This window comes from Phyllobacterium sp. UNC302MFCol5.2 (genome assembly GCF_000686005.1).
Lineage (GTDB): Bacteria > Pseudomonadota > Alphaproteobacteria > Rhizobiales > Rhizobiaceae > Phyllobacterium > Phyllobacterium pellucidum.
Window position 1 is genome coordinate 133,781 of the sequence record NZ_JMLL01000018.1, and the last position, 22,217, is coordinate 155,997.

The window sequence follows — 22,217 nt, forward strand, 5'->3', positions numbered from 1 at the left end:
CGTACCCTTGCCCCAGCGCGTGCCCAGAAATGGATGAAGGGCCCGAGGGCCCTTCCATTTCAATTGCCGATGATGCGGTTGGCAGCGGAAATGATCCCTTCAAGGGATGCCGTCACGATGTTCTTGTTGATCCCCGCGCCGAAGAGCTTGCCGCCCGGATATTCGATTTCCATGTAGCTGATGGCAGCTGCGTCGGACCCGTGCTGCAGCGAGTGTTCGGAATAATTCACCACCGACAGCTTGATTCCGAGATAGTGGGACAGTGCATCGATAAAGCCATCCACCGGCCCCGTTCCACGCCCCTCGATCCGTTTCGTTTCGCCGCGATCCGTGATTTCGGCGGAAAGGATGCGCATGCCCTTGCGCTCCGTATCGGGATAGGTGTGGTGGTCGACAAATCTCAAACGCGCGTCCGGCTGTTCGACGTAGAGTTCCTGGAAGCGGTCGTAGATCCGCTTCGAGGGCATTTCCTTGCCTTCCTCGTCGGTGATGTGCTGGATGTCCTCGCGGAACTCCACCTGCATGCCGCGCGGCAGATTGAGACCGTAATCTGCCTGAAGGATATAGGCGATGCCGCCCTTGCCCGACTGGGAATTGATGCGGATGATCGCCTCATAGCTGCGGCCCACGTCCTGCGGATCGATCGGCAGGTACGGCACCTCCCACAGGGTCTTGTTCGCCTGCTTGATCGCCTTCATGCCCTTGTTGATCGCGTCTTGATGCGATCCGGAGAAAGCCGTGTAGACCAGTTCGCCGACATAGGGGTGACGCTCCGGGATGACGAGCTGGTTGGAATATTCGTAGACTTCCTTCATACGGTTGATGTCCGAGCAGTCGATCTCGGGGTCGACGCCTTGCGTGAACATGTTCAAGGCCAGGGTGACGATGTCGACATTGCCCGTGCGCTCGCCATTGCCGAAGAGCGTACCTTCGACGCGGTCGGCGCCAGCCATCAGGCCGAGTTCCGTAGCAGCAATGCCCGTACCGCGGTCATTGTGCGGATGCAGCGAAATGATCAGGTTGTCGCGATTGTCGAGCTGGCGGCACATCCATTCGATCCGGTCGGCATAGATGTTCGGCGTCGACATTTCGACCGTAGAAGGCAGGTTGATGATCAGCTTGTTGTCCGGCGTCGGCCTGACGATCTCGGTCACCGCATTGCATATTTCCAGTGCGACATCGAGTTCGGTCCCGGTGAAGCTCTCCGGCGAATACTCGAAACGGTAGCCGCCGCCGGCCTTGGCAGCCATGTCGGTGATCATCTTGGCCGCATCGGTCGCGATCGACTTGATGCCGTGAACATCCTTGTTGAAAACGACGCGGCGCTGCAATTCGCTGGTCGAATTGTAGAAATGGACGATCGGCTTGTGCGCGCCCTCCAGGGATTCAAATGTACGCGTTATGAGTTCGGGGCGGCACTGGACCAGCACCTGCAGCGATACATCGTCGGAAGCATTGCCCTCCTCGACACACCAGCGGGCAAAATCAAAGTCGGTCTGGGACGCGGAGGGGAACCCGATTTCGATTTCCTTGAAGCCCATGTCGAGCAACAGCGCGAACATACGCACCTTGCGGTCATGGCCCATGGGGTCGACCAGCGCCTGGTTGCCGTCGCGCAGATCGACAGAGCACCAGATCGGCGCCTTTTCAATACGTTTCGACGGCCACTGCCTGTTTGCGAGTTCAACGAACGGATAGGGTTCGTACTTGTTGCCGGCACTGGGCATGCCGGCGGTCGGTTTCCTCGGAGCGATCATATCGGTCATTGTGCTTCTCGTTTCCGGCCGGATACGCGACAGTTTCAAGCGATCTCGGCACTTTTTTAAGCGTTACATCGGACTTGTAAAGGGTAAGGAGCAGAAGCCTGGCGGCACTTTCGACCGCCGGACGCTCCTCTCAACGAGCCCGGCGGTCGCCGATAAGGTCGAGGAGAAGCGGAAGGAGGAAGGCGCGATTCGTCAAGCCCGCAAAAGCGGACAAGGCGAAGGACTTGTGGGTCGGGCGCGTTCTCATGGGCCAGACAAATAAACGACTGTCTGGCCAGATGCAAGGATGAGTTTCGAGCGGATCAGTTCTTTTTAAGCTGGGCCGTCATGCCGGAGAGCCATTCGCTGACGACCTTGACGTCTTCCTTGCCGAGGCCATGATCGGACTTGATCGAACGGGCTTCGACGCGGGCGCCGTGCGAGCGCAGCATGTCTTCGAGCGCCGGCGCATAAGGCGCATAAAGCTGGTCCGTGGCGCCCGAAACCGTCAGGACACGGGCGTTGGCAAGGTTCGCCTCGGTCGATCCAGTCAGAACCGGCATCGAGCGCAACAGCACGGCCTGTTTGACGATGTCCGGATAAAGCATCATCACCGCGTTGACGAGGTTCGCGCCGTTGGAATAGCCGAGGAAAGTCGTGCGCTTCGGATCGATCTTGTATTGCAGCGCCGCCTGCTTGAAGAAATCGGCAAAGGCCTTCGCCTCGGAACGGATATCCTTCTGGTCGAAGCTGATCGGGGTGAGACGGCGATACCATCGGTTGGAACCGTCCTGCACCACACGCCCGCGCACGGCGAGGAGCAAAGCATTCGGCGCGATCTTGGCGCCGAAGGAAACGAGGCTCGTTTCATCCTGCCCAGAACCATGGAGAAGCACAAGCGTATCGCCGTTCGGCGCGTCGGGACGATAGATGCGGTATTTGAATGGAAGATCGGCATGAAGCATACCGTCGCTTTGCGGAATGATTTCACCCTTGATCGCCTTGTTCAAGATCGTGGCCCCACCTGTTGTGAGCGTATTGACCGGCGTCGCCTTGATCTGCATCGCTGGCATGGCCTTGCCTTTTTGCGAGCAGGCATCGGCAGCGGTATTCTTATCGATGTCGGGCGTCGGATCAACCGCGTTCGAACGCACCTCGGCCTTGCCGGATTGCGGTTTCTCACAATCCGCTATCCCGATTGCGTGCGCCGATTGGGCCGCAGCAACAAGTGAAAGGCCTGCGATGAGTGCGTAGAGATACGGTTTACCCATAAGTTAATCCTAAAAGTTAAAGGTTAACCAAGATTGTAAACAGCCGCGGTCGTCCGCTGGGCGCTGCCATGCCTATTGGCGCTCGATTCTCAGAAACTGGAATTGATGCGTCCCGCCAATTTATGTCCCCTGATGTACGCCCCTGCGTCGCATCAAGATGAATTCGCATTGCTGGGCAATCACTCGCCCAAGCACCTGCTCTATGTCAACATATTTGTAACGAAATCATGACGAACTGAAACAGTCCGTTACATTTTGTTGCGGTCGCGCATCGGTTTCCGGCAATTCAGTCGATCAAGCCCCTGAGCTTGACATGCTGGAGCAGCATGACGGTGTTGGCATCGACGATCTCATGGCGCTCCACCCGGGCAAGCGCATCGTCGAGGGTCATCTCCAGAACTTCGATGTCCTCCCCTTCGCCCTCGTGCCCGCCGCCATCGGAGATGCGGTCCGAAGCGTCGTAGACGGCGACGAAGAAGACCAGCCGCTCGGTAACGCTGCCAGGGCTCATGAACACGTCGAAGACACGCTCGATGTCGCGCAGGCGATAGCCGAGTTCCTCTTCGGTTTCCTTGCGCGCGGTCGTCTCAGCATCATTGTCGTCGAGAAGCCCGGCGCAGGCTTCGATCAGCATCGGATCGTGTCCCGTCACATAGGCTGGCAGGCGAAACTGCCGGGTGAGCAGCACCGTCCCACGCGATGGATCATAGGGCAGCACCACCGCGCCATTGCCGCGATCATAGACTTCGCGCTTGTGCTCTTCGATGCGCCCGTCGCGCCGCGCCATGTCGTAGGTATATTTTTTCAATGTGCCCCAGTTATCGGAAAGGAGTTCGACCGACTTCATGCGCACGGGACTGTCGTTCATCGAAACGCTCCTGCAAAGGGATGGAAATATCAGGCAAAGGGGACGGCGGCCGTTCCGATTGGCAGCTTGGCTTCGTCCTCGGGTTCAACATGAATGACGACGCTGGCCTCGGGGATCTGTTCCATCAAGGCATTCTCGATCCGGTCGCAGATCACGTGAGCGTCGCCGACGCTCATCTTGGCATCGACCACGAGATGAAACTCGATGAACGTTACCCGACCGGCAACGCGGGTCTTCAGGTCATGGACTTCAAGTGCGCCGCCGGCATTGGCAGAAATGACGTCGCGGATCTGGATCGTCTCTTCGGTCGCAACACCCATATCCATAAGCCCCTGCACCGAATTGCCGATGACATTCCAGCCCTGGAACAGGATATTGACCGCGACGATCACGGCAAGGAGCGGGTCGAGGATTGTCCAGCCGGTGAGAACTGCACCCACCAGGCCAGCGAAAACACCGACCGACGTGACGACGTCGGTCATCAGATGCTTGCCATCGGCAAGGAGCGCCGGCGACTTCGCGATACGTCCGCGATTGATGAGAACGGTCGCCCAAATGGCGTTGATGGCAGACGCGCCGCCGTTGATGGCAAGACCGAGCCACGGCTGGTCGAGCGTCTTCGGCGTCTGCCATGCGAACCAGACCTCGCGCAGGATCAAGAGTGCAGCCACGATGATCAGTGCGCCTTCGAGCACAGCCGAGAAATACTCGGCCTTGTGATGACCGTAAGGGTGATTCCGGTCGGCAGGGATATGGCTGACGCGGATCGCCCACCAGGCCGCCAGGGCCGCAACGACGTTTACGATCGATTCGAGCGCATCGGAATAAAGCGCGACAGAGCCGGTCACGTGGTAAGCGACGTACTTCAACGCCAGCACAGTGCAGCCGATGATGATCGACCAGAACGCCAGTCGCTGAACTGTAGTTTCTTGGCTCATGCTCAAGCTGCTCGTTGCTTCGCTGCCCGTATCAGGCAGCGCGTTCCTTGGCGCGTCGCGGCAGATGCGCCACGACATTCTCGATCATGCGCATACCAGCATTGTGGCCGAGTGTCATGATGGATTCGGGATGGAATTGCACCGCTGCAATGGGTTCGCTCTTGTGCTCGAACGCCATGATAACACCATCCTCCGTTTCCGCCGTGACGACGAATTCGTCCGGAAGACGGACCGGATCGGCAAAGATCGAATGATAACGGCCGACCGTCACTTCCTTCGGAAGGCCCGAGAACACCTTGCCCGGCTTGGTAATGCGAATGCGCGAGGGCTTGCCATGCATCGGCACGTGCAACTGTCGCAACGTACCGCCATAGGCTTCTGCCAACGCCTGAAGGCCTAGGCAGACGCCGAAAATCGGCAGCTCACGTTTGCGCGCCTTCTTGATCGTCGCCTTGCAGTCGAAATCCTCCGGCGTGCCAGGCCCGGGCGAGAGCACGACGAGATCAGGCCTGATCCGGTCGAAAATCTCATCCGGAACCGGCGTTCGAACCGTGGTCACGGTTGCCCCGGTCTGGCGGAAATAATTCGCCAATGTGTGCACGAAGGAATCCTCGTGATCGACGAGCAGGATCTGCAGGCCCTCACCCACGCGCGCCACGGCGCGCTCTTCGGCAAGAATGTTGGTCTTGTGCGCATCCCGCACCGCAGCGATCATCGCCGAGGCCTTGAGTTCGGTCTCGGCCTCCTCTTCCTCGGGAATGGAATCGAAAAGCAGGGTTGCGCCGGCGCGAACCTGCGCAATGCCATCCTTGATGCGAATGGTGCGCAGCGTCAGGCCCGTATTCATGTCGCCGTTGAAGCTGACCATGCCGATGGCCCCGCCATACCACGCGCGCGGGCTGCGCTCGTTTTCTTCTATAAAGCGCATTGCCCAGAGTTTTGGCGCTCCGGTAACAGTTACCGCCCAGGCATGCGAGAGGAACCCGTCGAACGCATCCATATCCTCGCGCAGACGACCCTCGATGTGGTCGACCGTATGAATGAGGCGGGAATACATCTCGATCTGGCGACGGCCGATGACGCGGACCGACCCCGGCTCGCACACGCGGCTCTTGTCGTTCCGGTCGACGTCCGAACACATGGTCAGCTCGGACTCGTCCTTCTTCGAGTTGAGCAACTTGATGATCTGCTCGGAATCGGCAATCGCATCCTCGCCGCGCTTTATCGTACCCGATATCGGGCAGGTCTCGATGCGGCGACCAACGACGCGCACGAACATTTCGGGCGAAGCACCGACCAGATACTCGTTGTCGCCGAGGTTGATATAGAACGAATAGGGCGACGGGTTGATGGCCTTCAGACGCCGCGAAATGACCGACGGCGAGGTTTCGCAGCGTTCATAGAATGTCTGGCCCGGCACTACCTCGAACAGGTCGCCGCGCTTGAAGCTCTCCTTGGCCTTTTTTACGAGTTCGGCATAGTCGCCCGGATTGTGATCGCCCCGGCCCGGTATCGTGGCGGTCGGCTTGAACGGCTTTGACTCGGTTTCGCGGGACAAGCCTTCGGTCGAAAAATCGTCAAAGGCGTAGTCGTAACGATCGAGCCATGCCTTGGCCGCATGGTGGTCGACAACCAGAATCTCGTCCGGAAGATAAAGCACGATGTCGCGCTGGTCGTCAGGCCGTTTCAGCTTGTACTGGACCGGATCGAACTGGAAGGCGAGATCATAGCCGAAAGCGCCGTAAAGTCCGAGGCTTGCGTCATCATCGGTGAAGAAGAGGCCGACGATGGCACGCAGCACCGTAAAGACTGACGGAATGCGCGAGCGCTCTTCCTCCGTGAAGTGACGGGTCGGCAGCGCTATCTCAAGTTCTATCTTTGTGGCACTTGTGGCAGCGACCGATACCTCTTCCAGTGCCGCAACGGTCTTGCCGATGGCAACGAGCAGGACCTCGCCGCGCTTGTTCAGCGCCTCGATGGTCATATGCCGGCCATTCGAGGTGATGACAACGGGCGGATCGACGATCGCCGTATCCCAACGTGTGTAGCGCCCGGGATACTCGTAGTTGGACGAAAACACCGCGCCGCGGCGCTCGTCCAGGGCATCCACGTAGCTATCGATGGCGCTGGCGTAGGCCGTGCCGATGCGCTGGCGCGAAATTGTTATGCCGCCTTTGGTGTCGAAGATTTCGACGTCGCCCTCAATTCTATGCATCTTGTTCTCCGTCTCGTTGCATTTGGCCTTGGGGGCTTCTGGCGATAAACAAAAAGGCCGCCCGGAAAACCCGTTGCGGCCCTGTTCCCTTTACGCATGCAAAAGGCTGTGCGGCCGCTAAGAGCGGAGCCACCACCAACCAGTGTTGTTAACGTGCGTATTCATGCGCTGATTGTTAGCGGCAGCCGAGGCTGCTTGCAACTGCAAAAACGCGAGGGCTTTCGCGGATTATCAGAAGAGCCCCTCGATCAATCCGTCTTCATTGAGATGGATACGTTCGGCGGAGGGCGATTTCGGCAATCCCGGCATGGTCATGATCTCACCGCAGATGGCGACGACGAAGCCGGCGCCGGCAGCAAGGCGGACCTCGCGTACATGCACCACGTGATTGACCGGCGCGCCCCTGAGATGCGGATTGGTTGAAAAGGAGTATTGGGTCTTGGCCATGCACACCGGCAGATTGCCATAGCCCACATCTTCCCATTGCCGGAGTTGGTCGCGCACGCTCGAATCGGCATCGGCCTCGGCACCCCGGTAAATGCGTTTGACAATGGTTTCGATCTTGTCGAACAGCGGGAGTTCATCCTCGTAGAGCGGCGAGAACTGCGCCGATCCGCTTTCTGCAAGTGCGACGACCTTGTGCGCGAGTTCCTCGATGCCGGCCGAGCCTTCGGCCCAGTGGCGGCAAAGCACGGCTTCAGCGCCGTGGGCGGCGACGAAGGCCTTCAGTGCATCGATCTCGCCTTGCGTATCGGCGGTGAAATGATTGATGGCGACAACGACGGGCACCCCGAATTGCCTGACATTCTCCATATGACGGCCGAGATTGGCACACCCAGCCTTTACGGCTGCGATGTTTTCCCGGCCGAGATCCTCGCGGGCAATGCCGCCATGCATTTTCATCGCCCGGACGGTTGCGACAATGACGGCGGCAGCAGGTTTCAAGCCGGCCTTGCGGCACTTGATATCAAAGAATTTCTCGGCCCCGAGATCGGCACCAAAACCCGCTTCGGTCACCACATAATCGGCAAGCTTCAAAGCCGTCGTCGTCGCGACGACCGAGTTGCAACCATGGGCGATATTGGCAAAGGGGCCGCCGTGCACGAAAGCGGGGTTGTTCTCCAGCGTTTGCACGAGGTTTGGCTGCATCGCATCTTTCAGAAGCACGGCCATGGCCTTGTCCGCCTGAAGGTCGCGCGCATAGACCGGCGTCTTGTTAAAGCGATAGCCGATGATGATCTCGCCGAGGCGCTGTTCGAGATCAGCAAGGTCGGTGGCGAGGCAGAGAATGGCCATGACCTCCGAGGCGACCGTGATATCGAAGCCGGACTCGCGCGGAAACCCGTTGGCGACACCGCCGAGCGATGTCGCAATGTCGCGCAGGGCGCGGTCGTTCATGTCCATCACCCGACGCCAGGTGATGCGGCGCGTATCGAGATTAAGCTCGTTGCCCCAATAGACATGATTATCGATCATTGCCGCGAGGAGGTTATGCGCAGCGGTGATCGCATGGAAATCGCCGGTAAAGTGCAGGTTTATGTCTTCCATTGGAATGACCTGCGCATAGCCGCCGCCTGCCGCACCTCCCTTGGTGCCAAAACAAGGGCCGAGCGACGCTTCGCGGATACAGACGATCGCCTTCTTGCCGACGCGGTTCAAACCGTCGCCGAGCCCGACTGTCGTCGTGGTCTTGCCCTCGCCTGCGGGTGTCGGACTGACGGCCGTTACAAGAATGAGCTTGCCATTCCTGTCCCCCCGCTTGGAGCGAATGAATTCTGCTGAAAGCTTGGCCTTGTCATAGCCGTAGGGAGCGAGGTGCTCGGGTGGAATGCCGATCTTCGCACCGATTTCCACGACCGGCTTTTTTGCCGCGTGACGGGCAATCTCAATATCGGATTTGACGACAGTCATCGCATTCCCCCCATATTGCTATTCATCAAATAGCATTCCGGGAAGAAAATGGGGATAGTCCGATCGTACTATCCCCATTGGCATCGATTTTGCCGCTGCCTATTCGCCCATGGCGATCAGGCTGGCATTGCCGCCGGCCGCGGCAGTATTGACGGAAACGACCTGCTCAAGCGCAAAACGTGCGAGATAGGCGGGCCCGCCAGCCTTTGGCCCGGTACCGGAGAGACCCGACCCGCCGAAAGGCTGCGTACCGACGACGGCGCCGATCGTGTTGCGATTCACGTAGACGTTGCCGACGTCGAGCCGATCCACGACCTTGTTCACGGTGGACTCGATGCGGGTGTGCAAGCCGAAGGTCAGGCCATAGCCGGTCGACGCAATCTGGTCGAGCACCCTGTCGAGGTCCTTGGCCTTCCAGCGCACGACGTGGAGCACAGGTCCGAAAACCTCTCGCTCCAGCACTTCCGGCCGATCGAGCTCGACAATATGCGGCGCAAAGAACAGCCCGTCATTCGGGGCGTCGCCGGCATAATGCACCTTCTGGCTCTTGCGCATGGCCGCTATGTGATCGCGCAGCATCTTGCGCTGGTCGTCGTCGATAATCGGCCCGATATCCGTCGAAGGCAAAGACGGATCGCCAACGGTAAGCTCCTTGGCTGCACCCTCGATCATCTCGAGCATATTGTCGGCGATGTCCTCCTGGAGATAGAGGATGCGCAGTGCCGAACACCGCTGGCCGGCCGACCGGAAAGCCGACATCACCACATCGTCCGTGACCTGCTCCGACAGGGCCGTGGCGTCGACGATCATGGCATTGAGCCCGCCGGTCTCGGCGATGAGCGGAACGATCGGTCCCTTCTTCGCAGCAAGGGCGCGGTTGATTGCCCAGGCTGTGTCGGTCGAACCCGTAAACGCAACGCCGGCAATCTCGGCGTGCGAGGTCAAGGCCGCGCCGACCGAGCCATCGCCCGGGACATAGAGCACGGCGTCCTTTGGCACGCCGGCTTCGTGCAGGATGCGAACTGCCTCATAGGCGATCAGCGGCGTCTGCTCGGCAGGCTTGGCAATGACAGTATTGCCCGCAGCCAGCGCTGCGGTTACCTGGCCGAGGAAGATCGCCAGCGGGAAATTCCACGGGCTGATACAGACGAACGCCCCCCGGCCGCGATGACGAAGCTTGTTGTCTTCGCCGGTCGGTCCCGGCATGACCTTGTCGGCACCGAATTGCCGGCGCGCCTCGGCGGCATAGTAGCGGCAGAAATCCACTGCCTCGCGAATTTCGGCAATGCCGTCATCGATCGTCTTGCCTGCCTCGCGCGAAAGCAGATCGAGCAGGTGATCCCGGTTGTCCTCAAGCAGGTCGCCGGCCCGCTCCAGCATCTTCGCGCGTGCATCGACAGCAACTCGCGACCATGCGGAAAAACCCTTGCGCGCAATCGTAACAGCTTTTCCGGCCTCTTCTGCGGTGGCAAACACGACCGAGCCGACCTTCGCGCCGTTGACGGGCGAGATCACATCCTGCGGCTTGCCCGAAGGCTTCAACCCAACGATCAGCGGAACGGCGTTTACCGGGCGCGACGCCTTGGCGATCCCGCCGAGAAGCGCCGCAAGTTCCGTGCGCACGCCAAGTTCGACGCCGGCCGAATTGGCGCGCTTGCCATAGATTTTCGGCGGCAACGGAATGTTGGGATGCCGGTAGCCCTTGCCGTCATTGAGCTTCTCTGCGGGACGGACGAGGAGATCGGCAATCGGAATGTCATTGTCGCCCACGACCGAAACGAAGGAAGAGTTGGCACCATTCTCGAGGAGGCGGCGCACAAGATAGGCAAGGAGATCACGATAGCCACCAACCGGCGCGTAGATCCGGCAGGCGATCTTGTCGCCCTTTTCGGTTATCTGCTTATAAAGGCTTTCACCCATTCCGTGCAGGCGCTGGAACTCGAAACCGGTCTTGTCGTCACCGGCCATTTCCAGGATCATCGCGACTGTCAGTGCATTATGGGTAGCAAATTGCGGGAAGAGCCGCGGTCGTGCCGCCAGCATACGCTTGGCGCAGGCAAGATAAGACGCGTCTGTCGCCGGCTTGCGCGTAAACACCGGATAGTCGGCGAGCCCACGTTCCTGCGCACGCTTGACCTCCGTATCCCAATAGGCGCCCTTGACCAGGCGCACCATCATCTTGCGGCCGTGCCGGGCCGCGAGGCGATCTACATGCTCGATAACGTCGAGCGCCCGCTTCTGGTAGGCCTGGATGGCGAGCCCGAATCCGTCCCAGCCTGCGAGAGAGGGATCCCCGAAAACCCGGTCGATCACATCAAGCGAAAGTTCGAGCCGGTCAGCTTCTTCGGCGTCGACAGTGAAATTCAGATCGTAGGACTTCGCCTTTTGCGCCAGCGCCAGCAGGTCAGGCACGAGTTCGGCCATGACCTGGTCGTGATGTGTGGCGAGGTAGCGCGGGTGCAGCGCGGAAAGCTTGACCGAGATTCCCATGCGGTCGGGAAGCTTCTTGTTGCCGGTCGCGCGGCCGATGGCGTCGATCGCATCGGCATATGACTTGAAATAGCCGCGTGCGTCTTTCCGGGTGCGCGCGCCTTCGCCCAGCATGTCGAACGAGTGGCGGTAGCCCTTCGCCTCGTTGGTGCTGGCGCGTTTGAGGGCATCCTTGATTGTCTCGCCGAGAACGAAATGGTGGCCGAGATAGCGCATCGCTTGCTTCGTTGCGGTACGAACAGTCGGCAGGCCTATGCGCTTGACCAGCGATGAGATGACGCCTTCCGGCGTCTCACCCGGCTTGATGACCTTGGCGGAGAGACCCAGCGCCCAGGCGGACGCCGAGACAAACCAGGTGTCGCCGCTCGGCTCGTGTTCGGACCAATGGCCCTGCTTGAGCTTGTCTTCAATCAACTTGTCCTGCGTCGCGGCGTCGGGGACCCTTAGCAGCGCTTCGGCGAGCACCATCAATGCCAGCCCCTCGCGGGTCGACAGGCCGTATTCGCGCAGGAAATCCTCGACGCCGCCAATGCCGCGCGCTTCCTTGCGGATGGTGGCGATGTATCTGCTGGCGCGTGCGTCGATACGGCGGTTAACATCCTCCGGCAGCGCAATCGTCTTCAGAAGGCTGGCGACGAGTTCCTGGTCGTCGACCGCGTAGGGCGCGGAAAAATCATCGGTTGTGGGCATTTGAACGGTCATCACGGTCCCCTTATTGATTTTTCCCATATAATCTATTCTACTTGGTCATTCTCACCAATGAGTGACACATATTTGATGAAAAAGACCAAAAAAGAGGTATAATTTAGTGATGAAGAATCTGGATAGCCTGGATCGCAGGATCTTGCGCGAGTTGCAGAAGGACGGCCGCCTTTCCAACACTGAACTTTCCGAGCGTATCAGCCTTTCGCAAACGGCCACAACCGAACGGGTAAAGCGCCTGACTCGCGATGGCTATATCCTTGGCTATACGGCAAAATTGTCGCCCAAAAAGCTCGACCGCGCAATGCTGGTCTTTGTCGAAATCAAGCTCGACCGCACGACGCCGGACGTATTTGCTACCTTTGCCGCAGCCACGCGCCGCAACCCCGATGTAATGGAGTGCCATATGGTCGCCGGCGGCTTCGATTACTTGATCAAGGCCCGCGTCGCCGACATGGAGCACTACCGGCGGTTTCTGTCCGATGCCCTTCTTTCCTTGCCTGGAGTGCGCGAAACGCACACCTACGCGGTCATGGAAGAGGTGAAGGAATCGTCGGCCTTGCCAGTCTGACCCCTCAACTGCCCACCTCACGACGCACAACCGTGCATGCGTGGTGAACGCGGACGATTTGCTCCATGACTTGAGAGTTGAAGGCAGAAGCACCCGCGCCGGGCCAGCGGCGTATCGGACAGGATAGGCTTTTCCGACTGAGGCAACAGCCTTGCCATCAAACTTGGAGGTGTATGCTCATGCGGAGTTTGCCGTTTAGCATCACCCTGGTCGTGAAAAGGATCCGGAATCGCTGGCAAGTGACCATCCGGATCCAATTCAACTAACCAGGAAAGAGGGTGGGCGAAAGCTCGCCCTCACTCCAGCATCAAATATAGCAATTTACCAAGCCAAGTCCACTACTGCTGCAGCACCTGCTTTATGTCGATAAGGTTTGAACGCACCCGCAGGATGTAGAAGCCCATCGTCGTCAGATGGTTCGGCAACAGCCAGCCGCCCTCGCTTCCATTGGCGATGATCCACGGCTTGATGTTGAGCGCCGAACGCAATTGTCCGTCCATGCCGTCCCAAAGCGGTGCCAGATGCTTTTCCTGCAGAACCTGGTTGAAGTCGACCTGCGCCGCGTTCATGAGACCGTAATAGGCATAGAGCTGCCCGTAGGCGAACCAGAAGCGGTCGTCGGCGCGGAAATCGAACCAGCCGTAATTATTGTTTTCGGATCTGTCCTTGAGAATGGCGGAAGTTCCGCCGATGTCGTTGGCGATGCGGTCGATGAACTGGATAAGATTGTCGGCGCGGGCATCGAAGATGGCGTTGCAACTCTCAAGCTTGGCGTTGAACGTGCGCAGGTCGCGCACGGCCGAGCGATAATAGCTCGGCGTCGGCGTCTTCGGACCGAATGGATTGAGGCCGAAGTACCAGGAATCTTCCGCAAACTGCAGGTTGCCGCGGGCCTTCTGCAGGTCTGCATCGATCTGCGACGTGCCGCGGATACGACCGAGCGTATCGACGAGTTCGACCGCGGTACGCCGCACCGCATTGTTGATGCCGCGCTGGAACGACGCCTTGTTGTCCATGAAGGGCGTGTCGTCCCAATCCTTGCCGAAAAAGCCGAGCTTATAGAGCAGCATGGATGATATCCATCCATTCTGGTTCACGTTGAAGTCGGTCAGATCGGCCGTCACTTCGACGATTGCCGAACGTGCGCATGTCTTTGCGCCGGTTGCAGCCGCCTGCGCTATCGGCTCGCCCGCGGGGACGTTGCGGCTCTTGAAATCATAGACATTGACGTAGTCGGGATTGAAATTGGTCCAGACCTGCGTGTTGTAGAAGAAATAGCCGTAGAGACCCAACCAGACCAGGACCAGAACGCCAAGCACAGCCTTTAGAATGAGGCCGCGCTGACCATACCATTTGCCGATCCAGATGAAGGGCCAGAGTATAAGACCGATCAGAAAACCGATCCCACGCCCGATATAATAAAACAAACGGCTGAAAAAATTGATCACGGGCTCGAGCATCCTGTTTCCTCGTTACTGTTCAAGTCCATAGAGCCGTTTGTCCAGCCCCTCAGGCTTCTCACATAGGCGGTTTTGAAGGTGCGGACAATGTTGCGTTGCGAATTAACACCGTTGCCATGAGGCAGGTGATCGTCTCATTTACAAAACTACGACAACCCGTACATCTTCTTTCGCAACCCTTCCTTGTCCTTGAGATACTTCGCCTTGAGTATGTCGACGACGTGCTCCTGATAGGCCGGGTTCCACGTTTGGTAGTCGGCATAGAACCCGGGCTTGTTGAAGACATAGCGGGCGAGGAAATCAAAGGGGACGAAATCGCTGATCAACTGATTGACGAGCCAGGCGTCGGCGTGGCGCGGTGCGGCACGTACGACGAGGAACCGTCGCTTCGGCTCGATCTCCGCCATGTTGAGCTGGCCGGTCTGGCTGATCTCGCGCTTGGCGGCATTGAGGAACGGCCAGATGCCGTCATGATTGATTGAAGCGGCATTGGCGTGGATCCAGGTCTGCAGCCAGATATGGTCGATGTTGCGCAAGTCGCGGTCGGGTTCCGGCGTCTGGATGAGATGGCGGATGACCATCTCACCGCGATTTTCGAGGTATCCGGACTGTTCGATCCAGGATGCGCGCGGCAATTCAAGACGTGAGGACGTTGCGAGAAACTGGAAAACCGCTTCGGCATCCCGGATCGAGATATAGTTCACTTGCCAAGGGCGCGAACGGCGAAAGCCGGGTGCCGAGGGATCGCCGATGACGGTCGTAGTGTTGTCATCGACGAAGACATATGTGCCGCCGAAATGGCTGGTCCAATAGGCACGGTGGCGGAAGATCACCTTGTCGGGCACGAGCGAGTTCTCGCGTATGTCTCCAGTGACCTTGGCAAGCGATACCATGCGCGTGATCATGGCATCGTCGCGCCATGCGTCCGGCTCGTTCTGCAGCCGGTCGACGAGCAGCCGCAGTTCCGCTGCCTGGCCCATGACATTTTCGGCCGAAAGCACCCGGAATTCCACCTGATTGATCGAAAGCAAATCCTCGATATCGTTGACCACCGACACCGAGTCTTCGATCTCCCCGTAGATGACGTCCTTGATCGTCAGCGCATTGATGGCGCGGGCATTGTTCGAAAAGAACTCATACATCAACTGCGATGTGTTGGAGAACTGGGTGTGGACGACTGGAAGGTCGGCCTGCGCCGGCGTAAGGATGATGAAGCGGCGATTGACGCCGTTCGGATCGAGATAGGACGGGTCCTTCAGTTCAGCGGCAATTTCCGGCGAGAACCCGGTGCGGTCGATATTGAAGGCACTGAGCTGCGTTGCGGCAAAACCAAAGGCTGCGAGCGCGCGATTGTAGCGTTCGATCAGATGCGGATGGTCTACGTTAAGCAGGCGGCCATAGATCAGTTCGTTTTCGTAGAGCAGATCCACCGATCATACCCCCCTGCGCTGCCGGGCATCTTCCCCACAAGTGGGGTGATCGGCTTTGCCTGAAAGCGACGCGAGACTAAACATCCCACTGTCCTTTCGCCTTCAAGGTCTCGACTTCGCGCACCGCTCGCTCCCGCAGCCTCGCGTCGCGGACCATTTTTTCCACGGCAGCATCATCGGACTTGTCGGCGTAGCGGAACTCGGAATCCGCATAGCGGTTGGTTTCCTGCAGCACCATTTCCATCGTGAACGGCTTACGCAATTCCTCGATCATCGCTTTCTTCTCGTCATAACCCTTGTGCATGAAGGTTTCGGGTTTCTCGAACCATTCGTCAGGTAACTCGACATCCATCGCCCGCATCTTGATGGCATCGGTGACATTCTTGATGGCGCGGCCGGTAAAGCGCGGTTCGCGCTCCTTGATCATATGAAGGTAAGTGCCGATATCGGCGAGGGTCTCCGGCGCACCGTTTTCGGCAATGAAGCGGTCATATACAGAGCGAAGCCCGTCCTCCTGTGGCTCCGAAAGTTGATCATAGGCGGTCTCGACAGCGCGTTCGATCTGCTGTGCCTCAAAGAGCTTGTGGTCGCCTAGCGGAATCTTATGATTCTTGCCGGCGAGCAGCGCAAAAATGTCGATATAGTCGTCGCGGGATTGTGGGCCGTCCACCAGCCACCGGGCACCTGCCCGCTGGCGCAGCGCATCGTCGACATTCTCGGGGTAGTTGGAAAACATACCGAACGCGCAATTGCCCCGCACAACGGTCGAGGCGCCGGAAAATGCCTCCATCAAAACACCGGTGATTTCGTGCTGGCCGGACGAGGCGCGATCGTCGGAGCGCTTTGCCGCCACCTGGTCGATATCATCGATCGTCCCGAAGCCGATGGCGCGCGGGTTGAGCACATTGGTGACGAACTGCTTGCAGTTCTGGCCCGACTTGCCCTGATAGGACGAAATCTGGTCGACGCCGAAATTCTCATAATGGAAGGGATAGCCCGCGACCTGGCAGTAATCATTGACGAGGCCGGCAATCATCTGGATGAGCGTCGTCTTGCCCGTTCCCGGCGCGCCGTCGCCGATGAAAGTGAAGAGAAATCCGCCAAGCTCGACAAAGGGATTGAGCTGCCGGTCGAAATCATAGGCCATCAGCATTTTTGACAGTTTCAGCGCCTGGAACTTGGCGATGTGATTACCGACGACTTCATCGGGTTTCTTGAAAGTCATCGTCAGCGGCGTGCGCTTCTTCGATGGCGCAACGTCGAAACCGTCCAGCGTGAAATCATCGCTGTCCAGCCGCAAATGTGTGTTCTCGAAATTGCCCAGGCCATCGAAGCGCGCCTTGCGACGCAGCAGCCCTTCGATCGACTGCGCAGCGAACGCCTTGGCTCGTGAGAGCATGGCCTGTTCGTCCCTGGCGCCGGAGATCGTCCTGTCGAGCCCGGCAATTACCGATTTCAGCGCATCCTGCGCCGTATCGAAATTGAAATCGGGTTCGGCAATATCGCTGACGGGTTCCGCATCGGATTCGACAAACTGCGCAAGGTAGGCCGCAAGTGTAAAAGCCGCAACGTAAGCCGCAGCCGACAAAAGCCGCTTGAAGCGGCTCGCCTCCTCGCCCTGCAGTGGTGCTGACGCATTGCGGGCACCAAGGCTCTCAAGATCGCTCTGACGCCCGAAGATATCGGCAACCGCAAGCGCGACGGCGACACCTTGGCGGGCGCGAAACAGCAATGTATGCTGCGCGATCGACAGCATCGGGTCGTCGGGTCGAACGGACTGGATCGACTTTGCCAATTCCACTTCGCGCGTCTTCCGCAGACCACCGGTCGAAATGGTAGGAACGAAACGTCGGCCCGTTCCGGCGATTTCGGTGCCGGCTTTGCCCTCGCCAGTATCAAGAGAGACAAAACGCGTCACCATAGCCTGCGCCACCGCCAGATGCCGGGCAATGTCCTGTTCGCTGATGGTCGTCAGACCGATATCCATGGCCGTCTCCTCAAATGCGGCATCGCCTGCCGGCAAAATCCGGGCATCTAGATGCCGCTTATCACCTGGCCGTTGGACAGGATATGCGTCTGGAACCCCGTGAATATGCGCGATGCTTCGCCGGACGCATAAAGCGCCTGATATGCTTCGTGCGGCACCAGCGCATGCTGTTCATAATGGCTGACGCCCTGGCGCGTGGCTTCCAGATCGTCGGTATTGATGTGGAATTCCTCGCGCGCCGGTTCCGACGACCAGAGCCCGCGTTTGCCCGGCTTCTCGGCAACCGAAAATACCTCCTGCAATGTCCAGGTGAGGAGCCACGCGTCTTCCGGGCGGCGCACACTGCCCAGCACATCGGCAACCTTCTGATTGTGCTCGGTAATACCGGCCGTATAAAACGGGCCGAGCACGAAACGGCGCAACTGCTTGGGGTGAAGCTCGGGAAAGTCCTGATCGAGGCTGGTCGCAATCGTCACCGGCGAAAGCGAATAGGCAGAATTCCTGGCCGCGAAATCATCGAAGCGGCGCGCCAGGACCGGATTAAGCAGGCCGCCGACAGGAAGCGGAATCTTCACAGCAGGATTGAGCTTGCCGTCCTTCCCGACGAGCGCCTCGACCATATCCTCGGAGGAATCCTCGATAACCGCCATATAGACGAGCGGCAGGTTTGAAGCACCGTCGAAGGCGCCCCAATGCACGACATAGAACGGTCGCATCGTCTTCGGATTGACGGAAACACGGATGGTTTCGGGCAAAAGGAAGGGTGAGAAAACTTCGCCCCTTTCGACGGTCTCAAGATAAACGCGTTCCGCCATCGAACGCTGCAGGTCGTGGGGAAAGTCGCGACTGCGCAGAATGAAATCCGCCATTTCACTTCGCAGCGCCTCGGCCGGTGGTATTGCCGCAAGCCTTGCCTTGGCGTCCTTCTTGTCATTCTCAAGTTCAAGAACGTTCTGAAACACCGGAAATCCGCTGTCGGCGCGCGATATGCGGAACCGTTCGGCAAAGCCGAGCCGGTTGCGCCAGCAGTCGAACGAAGCGCTCAGCCGCTGCAGGTATTGCGCGACGGTCTGGGCCACCAGGTCATGCTTGTAGAGCGGGGAATCCTGCTGGTTCAAGAATACGCCGAGCCCGTCCAGCGCAGAGCGAATGGCGCCAAAATAGCGCTCGGCCGCCCCGATGTCCGCTTTATCGTCCATAGACTAGCTCTTCACGTAGTCGGCGGTGTTGTGCTTCTTGAGTACTTCAGAGAACCGGCGCGAGAATGCGTCGTCGGCGAGCTTCTTGCGCCGCTGTATGTCCTGCGAACTCACCATGTTCTTTTCATGCATTTCGAGAAGGTCGCCAATGTGCTTTTGTGCAGCGGCCCCCACACCGGCCATCGTCTCTTCGGCCGCCGTGTCGACCTTGCTGCCGAGTGTATTGATCTTGTGCGCAACATCCTGCTGTGCCGCCGTCTTCAATGAGTCCTCGAGCGCCTTGTAAAGGACGATGCGCTGTTCGGTATCGATCGACAACTTGTTGATGAGTGTGCTTTGCGCGGCGATCTGATTGTTGAGCGAATCGACGAAGGTCTGGAACATTGAGGTATAGCGCTCCAGGGTCTGGCTTTCGGCGAGCAGTTCCTGCTCCTTCGCCTGACGCTCATTGTACTCGGTCGCAAGCTTTGAGCGCTCGCCTTCGAGCGCGGCCCGTGCGCCCTGATCCGTTGACGCGGCGATGCGGTTTTCGATGTCGAGCAGTTGCGGGTTCAGTTCCTCGATTCGCTTCTGCGTGGCTTCGAGATTGGCGATCGTCGTCTTGCGCCGTTCGATGACCGAGGCGAGGCTCGTCTCCGACGTCTTGTAACGCTGGTCGAGCACACCCTTCTGCTCCTTCAGGATACCGACGATGCGATCGGACTTGGCAAGAAGCTCCTGCAGGTTGCCAGCAAGCGACATGTTGCGGACGCGGTCGGAACGCATGCGCTGCATCTTCTGTTTCGAAAACACGCCTATGAATTTTTCCCAGCCGGAATAGCCCTTCATGCTCTCGAATTCGGAGCCGAAGACGTTGGTGGCATCCTCAAGACCAATGATGAGTTCAGCGATATTGCCTTCCATCACCTTCTGCTGCCGCAGCACATCATCGATGCGGGCGTTCTCGATATCGAAATCTGATGCGCCGATCTTTTCATCTGCCTTGGCGAACTTGTCGAGAACGACGCTCGACTGGTCGATCTTGGTCCGCATGTCGTTGACCATGGACCGCGTCTTTTCGATTTCAGCATCGAAATTCTGCAAACTCGCCATTAGATTATTTCCTTTGTTTCCCAATAATAATTTCCGCCTCGAGCAGCGAATATAGACACGCCACACTGTGAATAAAACCCTACCAATGTACGACGACGCACAAGTAATCTATCACACTGGTGTTCTGGCCATGGGCCTTGCTATAGAACGGCGGGCATAGCGGCATGGGCGCGGTAGCAATCACATGGGTTCGACTTCCAAAACGACGCTGAAAACGGTGTTTCGCATCGACTTTCCGAATAAGGACCGGCTCGGTCGCGGGAAGATGCAATTGCTTGAGCGCATTGCAGCGACTGGTTCGATCTCGGCTGCCGGCCGATCGATGGATATGTCCTACAGGCGGGCCTGGCTGCTGGTCAGTGAAATGAACAAAATGTTCGCGGCCCCGGTTGTCGATTCGCAGCGAGGCGGCAAGCAAGGCGGCGGCGCGGTCGTCACCGCCTTCGGTGAAGAACTCCTCAAGCACTTCCATGCCATGGAGGCGAAAATCGCTTCGGCAATTGCCGAGGACATCGATTGGCTTGACGCCAACCGCAGCAAGACGACGACGCCGCCGGACGATCAGTAGGGCTCCAGCGCCACTGTCTTGATGATGGCAAAGACGGGAAGCCCCATCGTCAAACCGAGTCTCTCACAGGATAGCTGCGTGATGCGCGCGAGGATCGGCGCACCATCGCATTCGATGCGGATGTCGGCGGAGCCGGCTGCATCGAGGCTGATCGCTTCGACGGTCCCCTCGATGATGTTCAGCGCACTGAGATGCTCCGGCCGCATGGTCGACAGCATGACATCCTTGGCGAGGATATGAACGCGGACCGATCGGCCTTCGGCAATCTCCGTGCCCGAAACATAGAGGCGGGAAGAGTTGAACCCGATGATGGCAAGCCGGTGAACAGCGTCGTATGTCACGACCTTGCCTTGGACAACCGCGCCGGCTTCGCGCCTTGAGGCTGCAACCGAGACGGAGGTTGCATTGAGAACGTCTGTTGCGGCGCCCGCCATGGCGACCTTGCCCTCGCTCAGCGCGATCACCCTGTCGGCAAGCCGCGCCACTTCCGCGACCGAATGGCTGACATAGATGATCGGAATATTCATCTCATCACGCAACGCCTCGAGATAGGGCAGGATCTCGGCTTTGCGGGTGTCGTCCAGCGCGGCAAGCGGCTCATCCATCAAAAGCAGGCGCGGCGACGACAAAAGCGCCCTGCCGATGGCGACGCGCTGCTTTTCGCCGCCCGACAGCTTTCCTGGCCGACGGTCGAGAAGTCCGCCGATGCCAAGGAGGTCGACAATCTTTGCAAGATTGTCTGCTCGATCCTGCTTCGGCGTGAACCAGCGACCGTAGTTGAGGTTTTGCAGCACCGAAAGGTGCGGAAACAGCCTCCCTTCCTGGAACACCGTCGCGAAGCGGCGCTTGTGCTTCGGCACGAAGATGCCACGCTGCGTATCGAGCAGAACATCGCCATCGAAAACGATCCTGCCCTCGGTGGGACGCGCCAGGCCCGCAATGATACCGATCACCGAGGTCTTGCCTGACCCCGAACGTCCGAACAGGGCAGTGACGCCGCTTTCCGAAACGAAGGCCACGTCGAGATCGAAGACGCCAAGCCGTTGTCTCGCCTCAAACTGCAGCCTCATTCGAATTCCACCCGACGTCCGACGAGATATGCCATGAATTCCGATGCCATCAGCGCGGCCATGGATATGACGACGGAGATCATCGTCAGCCGGAATGCGGCGGCGTCGCCCCCCGGCACCTGTGTGAACGTATAGATCGCCGCGGAAAGCGTCTGCGTTTCGCCAGGGATATTTGAAACGAAGGTGATTGTCGCGCCGAATTCACCCATTGCCTTGGCAAAGGAAAGGATCATGCCGGCAATAATTCCGGGCAGGATCAGCGGCAGCGTTACGGTGAGGAACACCCAGGCCGGGCTTGCGCCGAGCGTGGCCGCGGCATCCTCCAGGCGCCGGTCGACCGCCTCGACTGACAGGCGGATGCTGCGCACCATCAAGGGAAACCCCATCACGCCGCAGGCAAGCGCGGCGCCAGTCCAGCGGAAGGAAAGGACGATGCCAAGGTATTCGGCCAGGAATGTACCGATCGGGCCACGCCTGCCGAACAAGATCAGGAGAATGAAGCCGGTAACGACCGGCGGCAGGATGAGCGGCAGATGGACGAGGCCGTTGAGGATCGATTTGCCCCAGAATTTTCCGCGGGCGAGCAGGATGCCGACGAAGATGCCGGGAATGAGGCTGGCAAGCATCGCAACTGAAGCAATCCGCAGCGTAAGGTGGACCGCAGTCCACTCTTCATTGCTTAATGCAAACCAGTCCAATG

The 22,217-nt window shown here is 58.8% G+C and carries 16 protein-coding genes; 2 read left to right on the forward strand and 14 right to left on the reverse strand.

Annotated features, from left to right (window positions below; all coding sequences use genetic code 11):
* Window positions 1–59: 59 nt before the first annotated feature.
* From leuA to putA, 7 genes are all read right to left on the reverse strand, one after another.
* Window positions 60–1,766, reverse strand: coding sequence for a 2-isopropylmalate synthase (gene leuA / locus BR48_RS0122980; protein ID WP_245273695.1), 1,707 nt, complete (start codon window positions 1,764–1,766; stop codon window positions 60–62).
* Window positions 1,767–2,068: 302 nt separating this feature from the next.
* A complete protein-coding gene (locus tag BR48_RS0122990) occupies window positions 2,069–3,016 on the reverse strand; it encodes an alpha/beta hydrolase (protein WP_245273700.1) in 948 nt (315 codons plus the stop codon).
* A 286-nt stretch (window positions 3,017–3,302) separates the two neighbouring features.
* Window positions 3,303–3,884 (reverse strand): NUDIX domain-containing protein, encoded by a 582-nt coding sequence (locus BR48_RS0122995; RefSeq protein WP_027233463.1) that lies wholly within the window; start codon window positions 3,882–3,884, stop codon window positions 3,303–3,305.
* Window positions 3,885–3,913: 29 nt separating this feature from the next.
* On the reverse strand, window positions 3,914–4,822 hold the full coding sequence (locus BR48_RS0123000; RefSeq protein ID WP_027233464.1) for a cation diffusion facilitator family transporter: 909 nt from the start codon (window positions 4,820–4,822) through the stop codon (window positions 3,914–3,916).
* Window positions 4,823–4,853: 31 nt separating this feature from the next.
* Window positions 4,854–7,037 carry an anthranilate synthase gene (locus BR48_RS0123005; protein ID WP_027233465.1) on the reverse strand — a complete coding sequence of 728 codons (2,184 nt, stop codon included), beginning with the start codon at window positions 7,035–7,037 and terminating at the stop codon, window positions 4,854–4,856.
* A 231-nt stretch (window positions 7,038–7,268) separates the two neighbouring features.
* On the reverse strand, window positions 7,269–8,948 hold the full coding sequence (locus BR48_RS0123010; RefSeq protein WP_027233466.1) for a formate--tetrahydrofolate ligase: 1,680 nt from the start codon (window positions 8,946–8,948) through the stop codon (window positions 7,269–7,271).
* A gap of 99 nt (window positions 8,949–9,047) precedes the next feature.
* Complete coding sequence (gene putA / locus BR48_RS0123015; protein WP_027233467.1) at window positions 9,048–12,140, reverse strand: bifunctional proline dehydrogenase/L-glutamate gamma-semialdehyde dehydrogenase PutA; 3,093 nt, start codon at window positions 12,138–12,140, stop codon at window positions 9,048–9,050.
* Window positions 12,141–12,249: 109 nt separating this feature from the next.
* Between putA and BR48_RS0123020 the strand changes: the two genes are divergently transcribed.
* Window positions 12,250–12,711, forward strand: a complete 462-nt coding sequence (locus BR48_RS0123020) for an Lrp/AsnC ligand binding domain-containing protein (protein ID WP_027233468.1) — start codon at window positions 12,250–12,252, stop codon at window positions 12,709–12,711.
* Between the two features lie 338 nt (window positions 12,712–13,049).
* On the opposite strand, the gene BR48_RS0123025 is transcribed toward BR48_RS0123020, so the two are convergent.
* From BR48_RS0123025 to BR48_RS0123045, 5 genes are all read right to left on the reverse strand, one after another.
* Complete coding sequence (locus tag BR48_RS0123025) at window positions 13,050–14,171, reverse strand: DUF2333 family protein (RefSeq protein ID WP_027233469.1); 1,122 nt, start codon at window positions 14,169–14,171, stop codon at window positions 13,050–13,052.
* Window positions 14,172–14,317: 146 nt separating this feature from the next.
* Window positions 14,318–15,601 (reverse strand): DUF6638 family protein, encoded by a 1,284-nt coding sequence (locus BR48_RS0123030; RefSeq protein WP_027233470.1) that lies wholly within the window; start codon window positions 15,599–15,601, stop codon window positions 14,318–14,320.
* Between the two features lie 76 nt (window positions 15,602–15,677).
* A complete protein-coding gene (locus BR48_RS0123035; RefSeq protein ID WP_027233471.1) occupies window positions 15,678–17,588 on the reverse strand; it encodes an AAA family ATPase in 1,911 nt (636 codons plus the stop codon).
* Window positions 17,589–17,635: 47 nt separating this feature from the next.
* The gene (locus tag BR48_RS0123040) at window positions 17,636–18,787 is read right to left on the reverse strand and encodes a hypothetical protein (RefSeq protein ID WP_027233472.1); all 1,152 of its coding nucleotides are present in this window, start codon (window positions 18,785–18,787) and stop codon (window positions 17,636–17,638) included.
* Window positions 18,788–18,790: 3 nt separating this feature from the next.
* Window positions 18,791–19,879: a hypothetical protein gene (locus tag BR48_RS0123045; RefSeq protein WP_027233473.1), complete on the reverse strand. Its 1,089-nt coding sequence runs from the start codon at window positions 19,877–19,879 to the stop codon at window positions 18,791–18,793.
* 184 nt (window positions 19,880–20,063) lie between these two features.
* On the opposite strand from BR48_RS0123045, the gene BR48_RS0123050 reads away from it, so the two are divergent.
* Window positions 20,064–20,447 (forward strand): winged helix-turn-helix domain-containing protein, encoded by a 384-nt coding sequence (locus BR48_RS0123050; RefSeq protein WP_027233474.1) that lies wholly within the window; start codon window positions 20,064–20,066, stop codon window positions 20,445–20,447.
* On the opposite strand, the gene modC is transcribed toward BR48_RS0123050, so the two are convergent.
* Both modC and modB read right to left on the reverse strand, forming a co-directional pair.
* The gene (gene modC / locus BR48_RS0123055; RefSeq protein ID WP_027233475.1) at window positions 20,441–21,517 is read right to left on the reverse strand and encodes a molybdenum ABC transporter ATP-binding protein; all 1,077 of its coding nucleotides are present in this window, start codon (window positions 21,515–21,517) and stop codon (window positions 20,441–20,443) included. The two genes, BR48_RS0123050 and modC, sit on opposite strands and share 7 nt — an antisense overlap.
* Entirely contained in the window at window positions 21,514–22,215 is a 702-nt protein-coding gene (gene modB / locus BR48_RS0123060; RefSeq protein WP_027233476.1) for a molybdate ABC transporter permease subunit, read from the reverse strand. Before modB ends, modC begins: the two co-directional genes overlap by 4 nt.
* Between the last annotated feature and the right edge of the window lie 2 nt (window positions 22,216–22,217).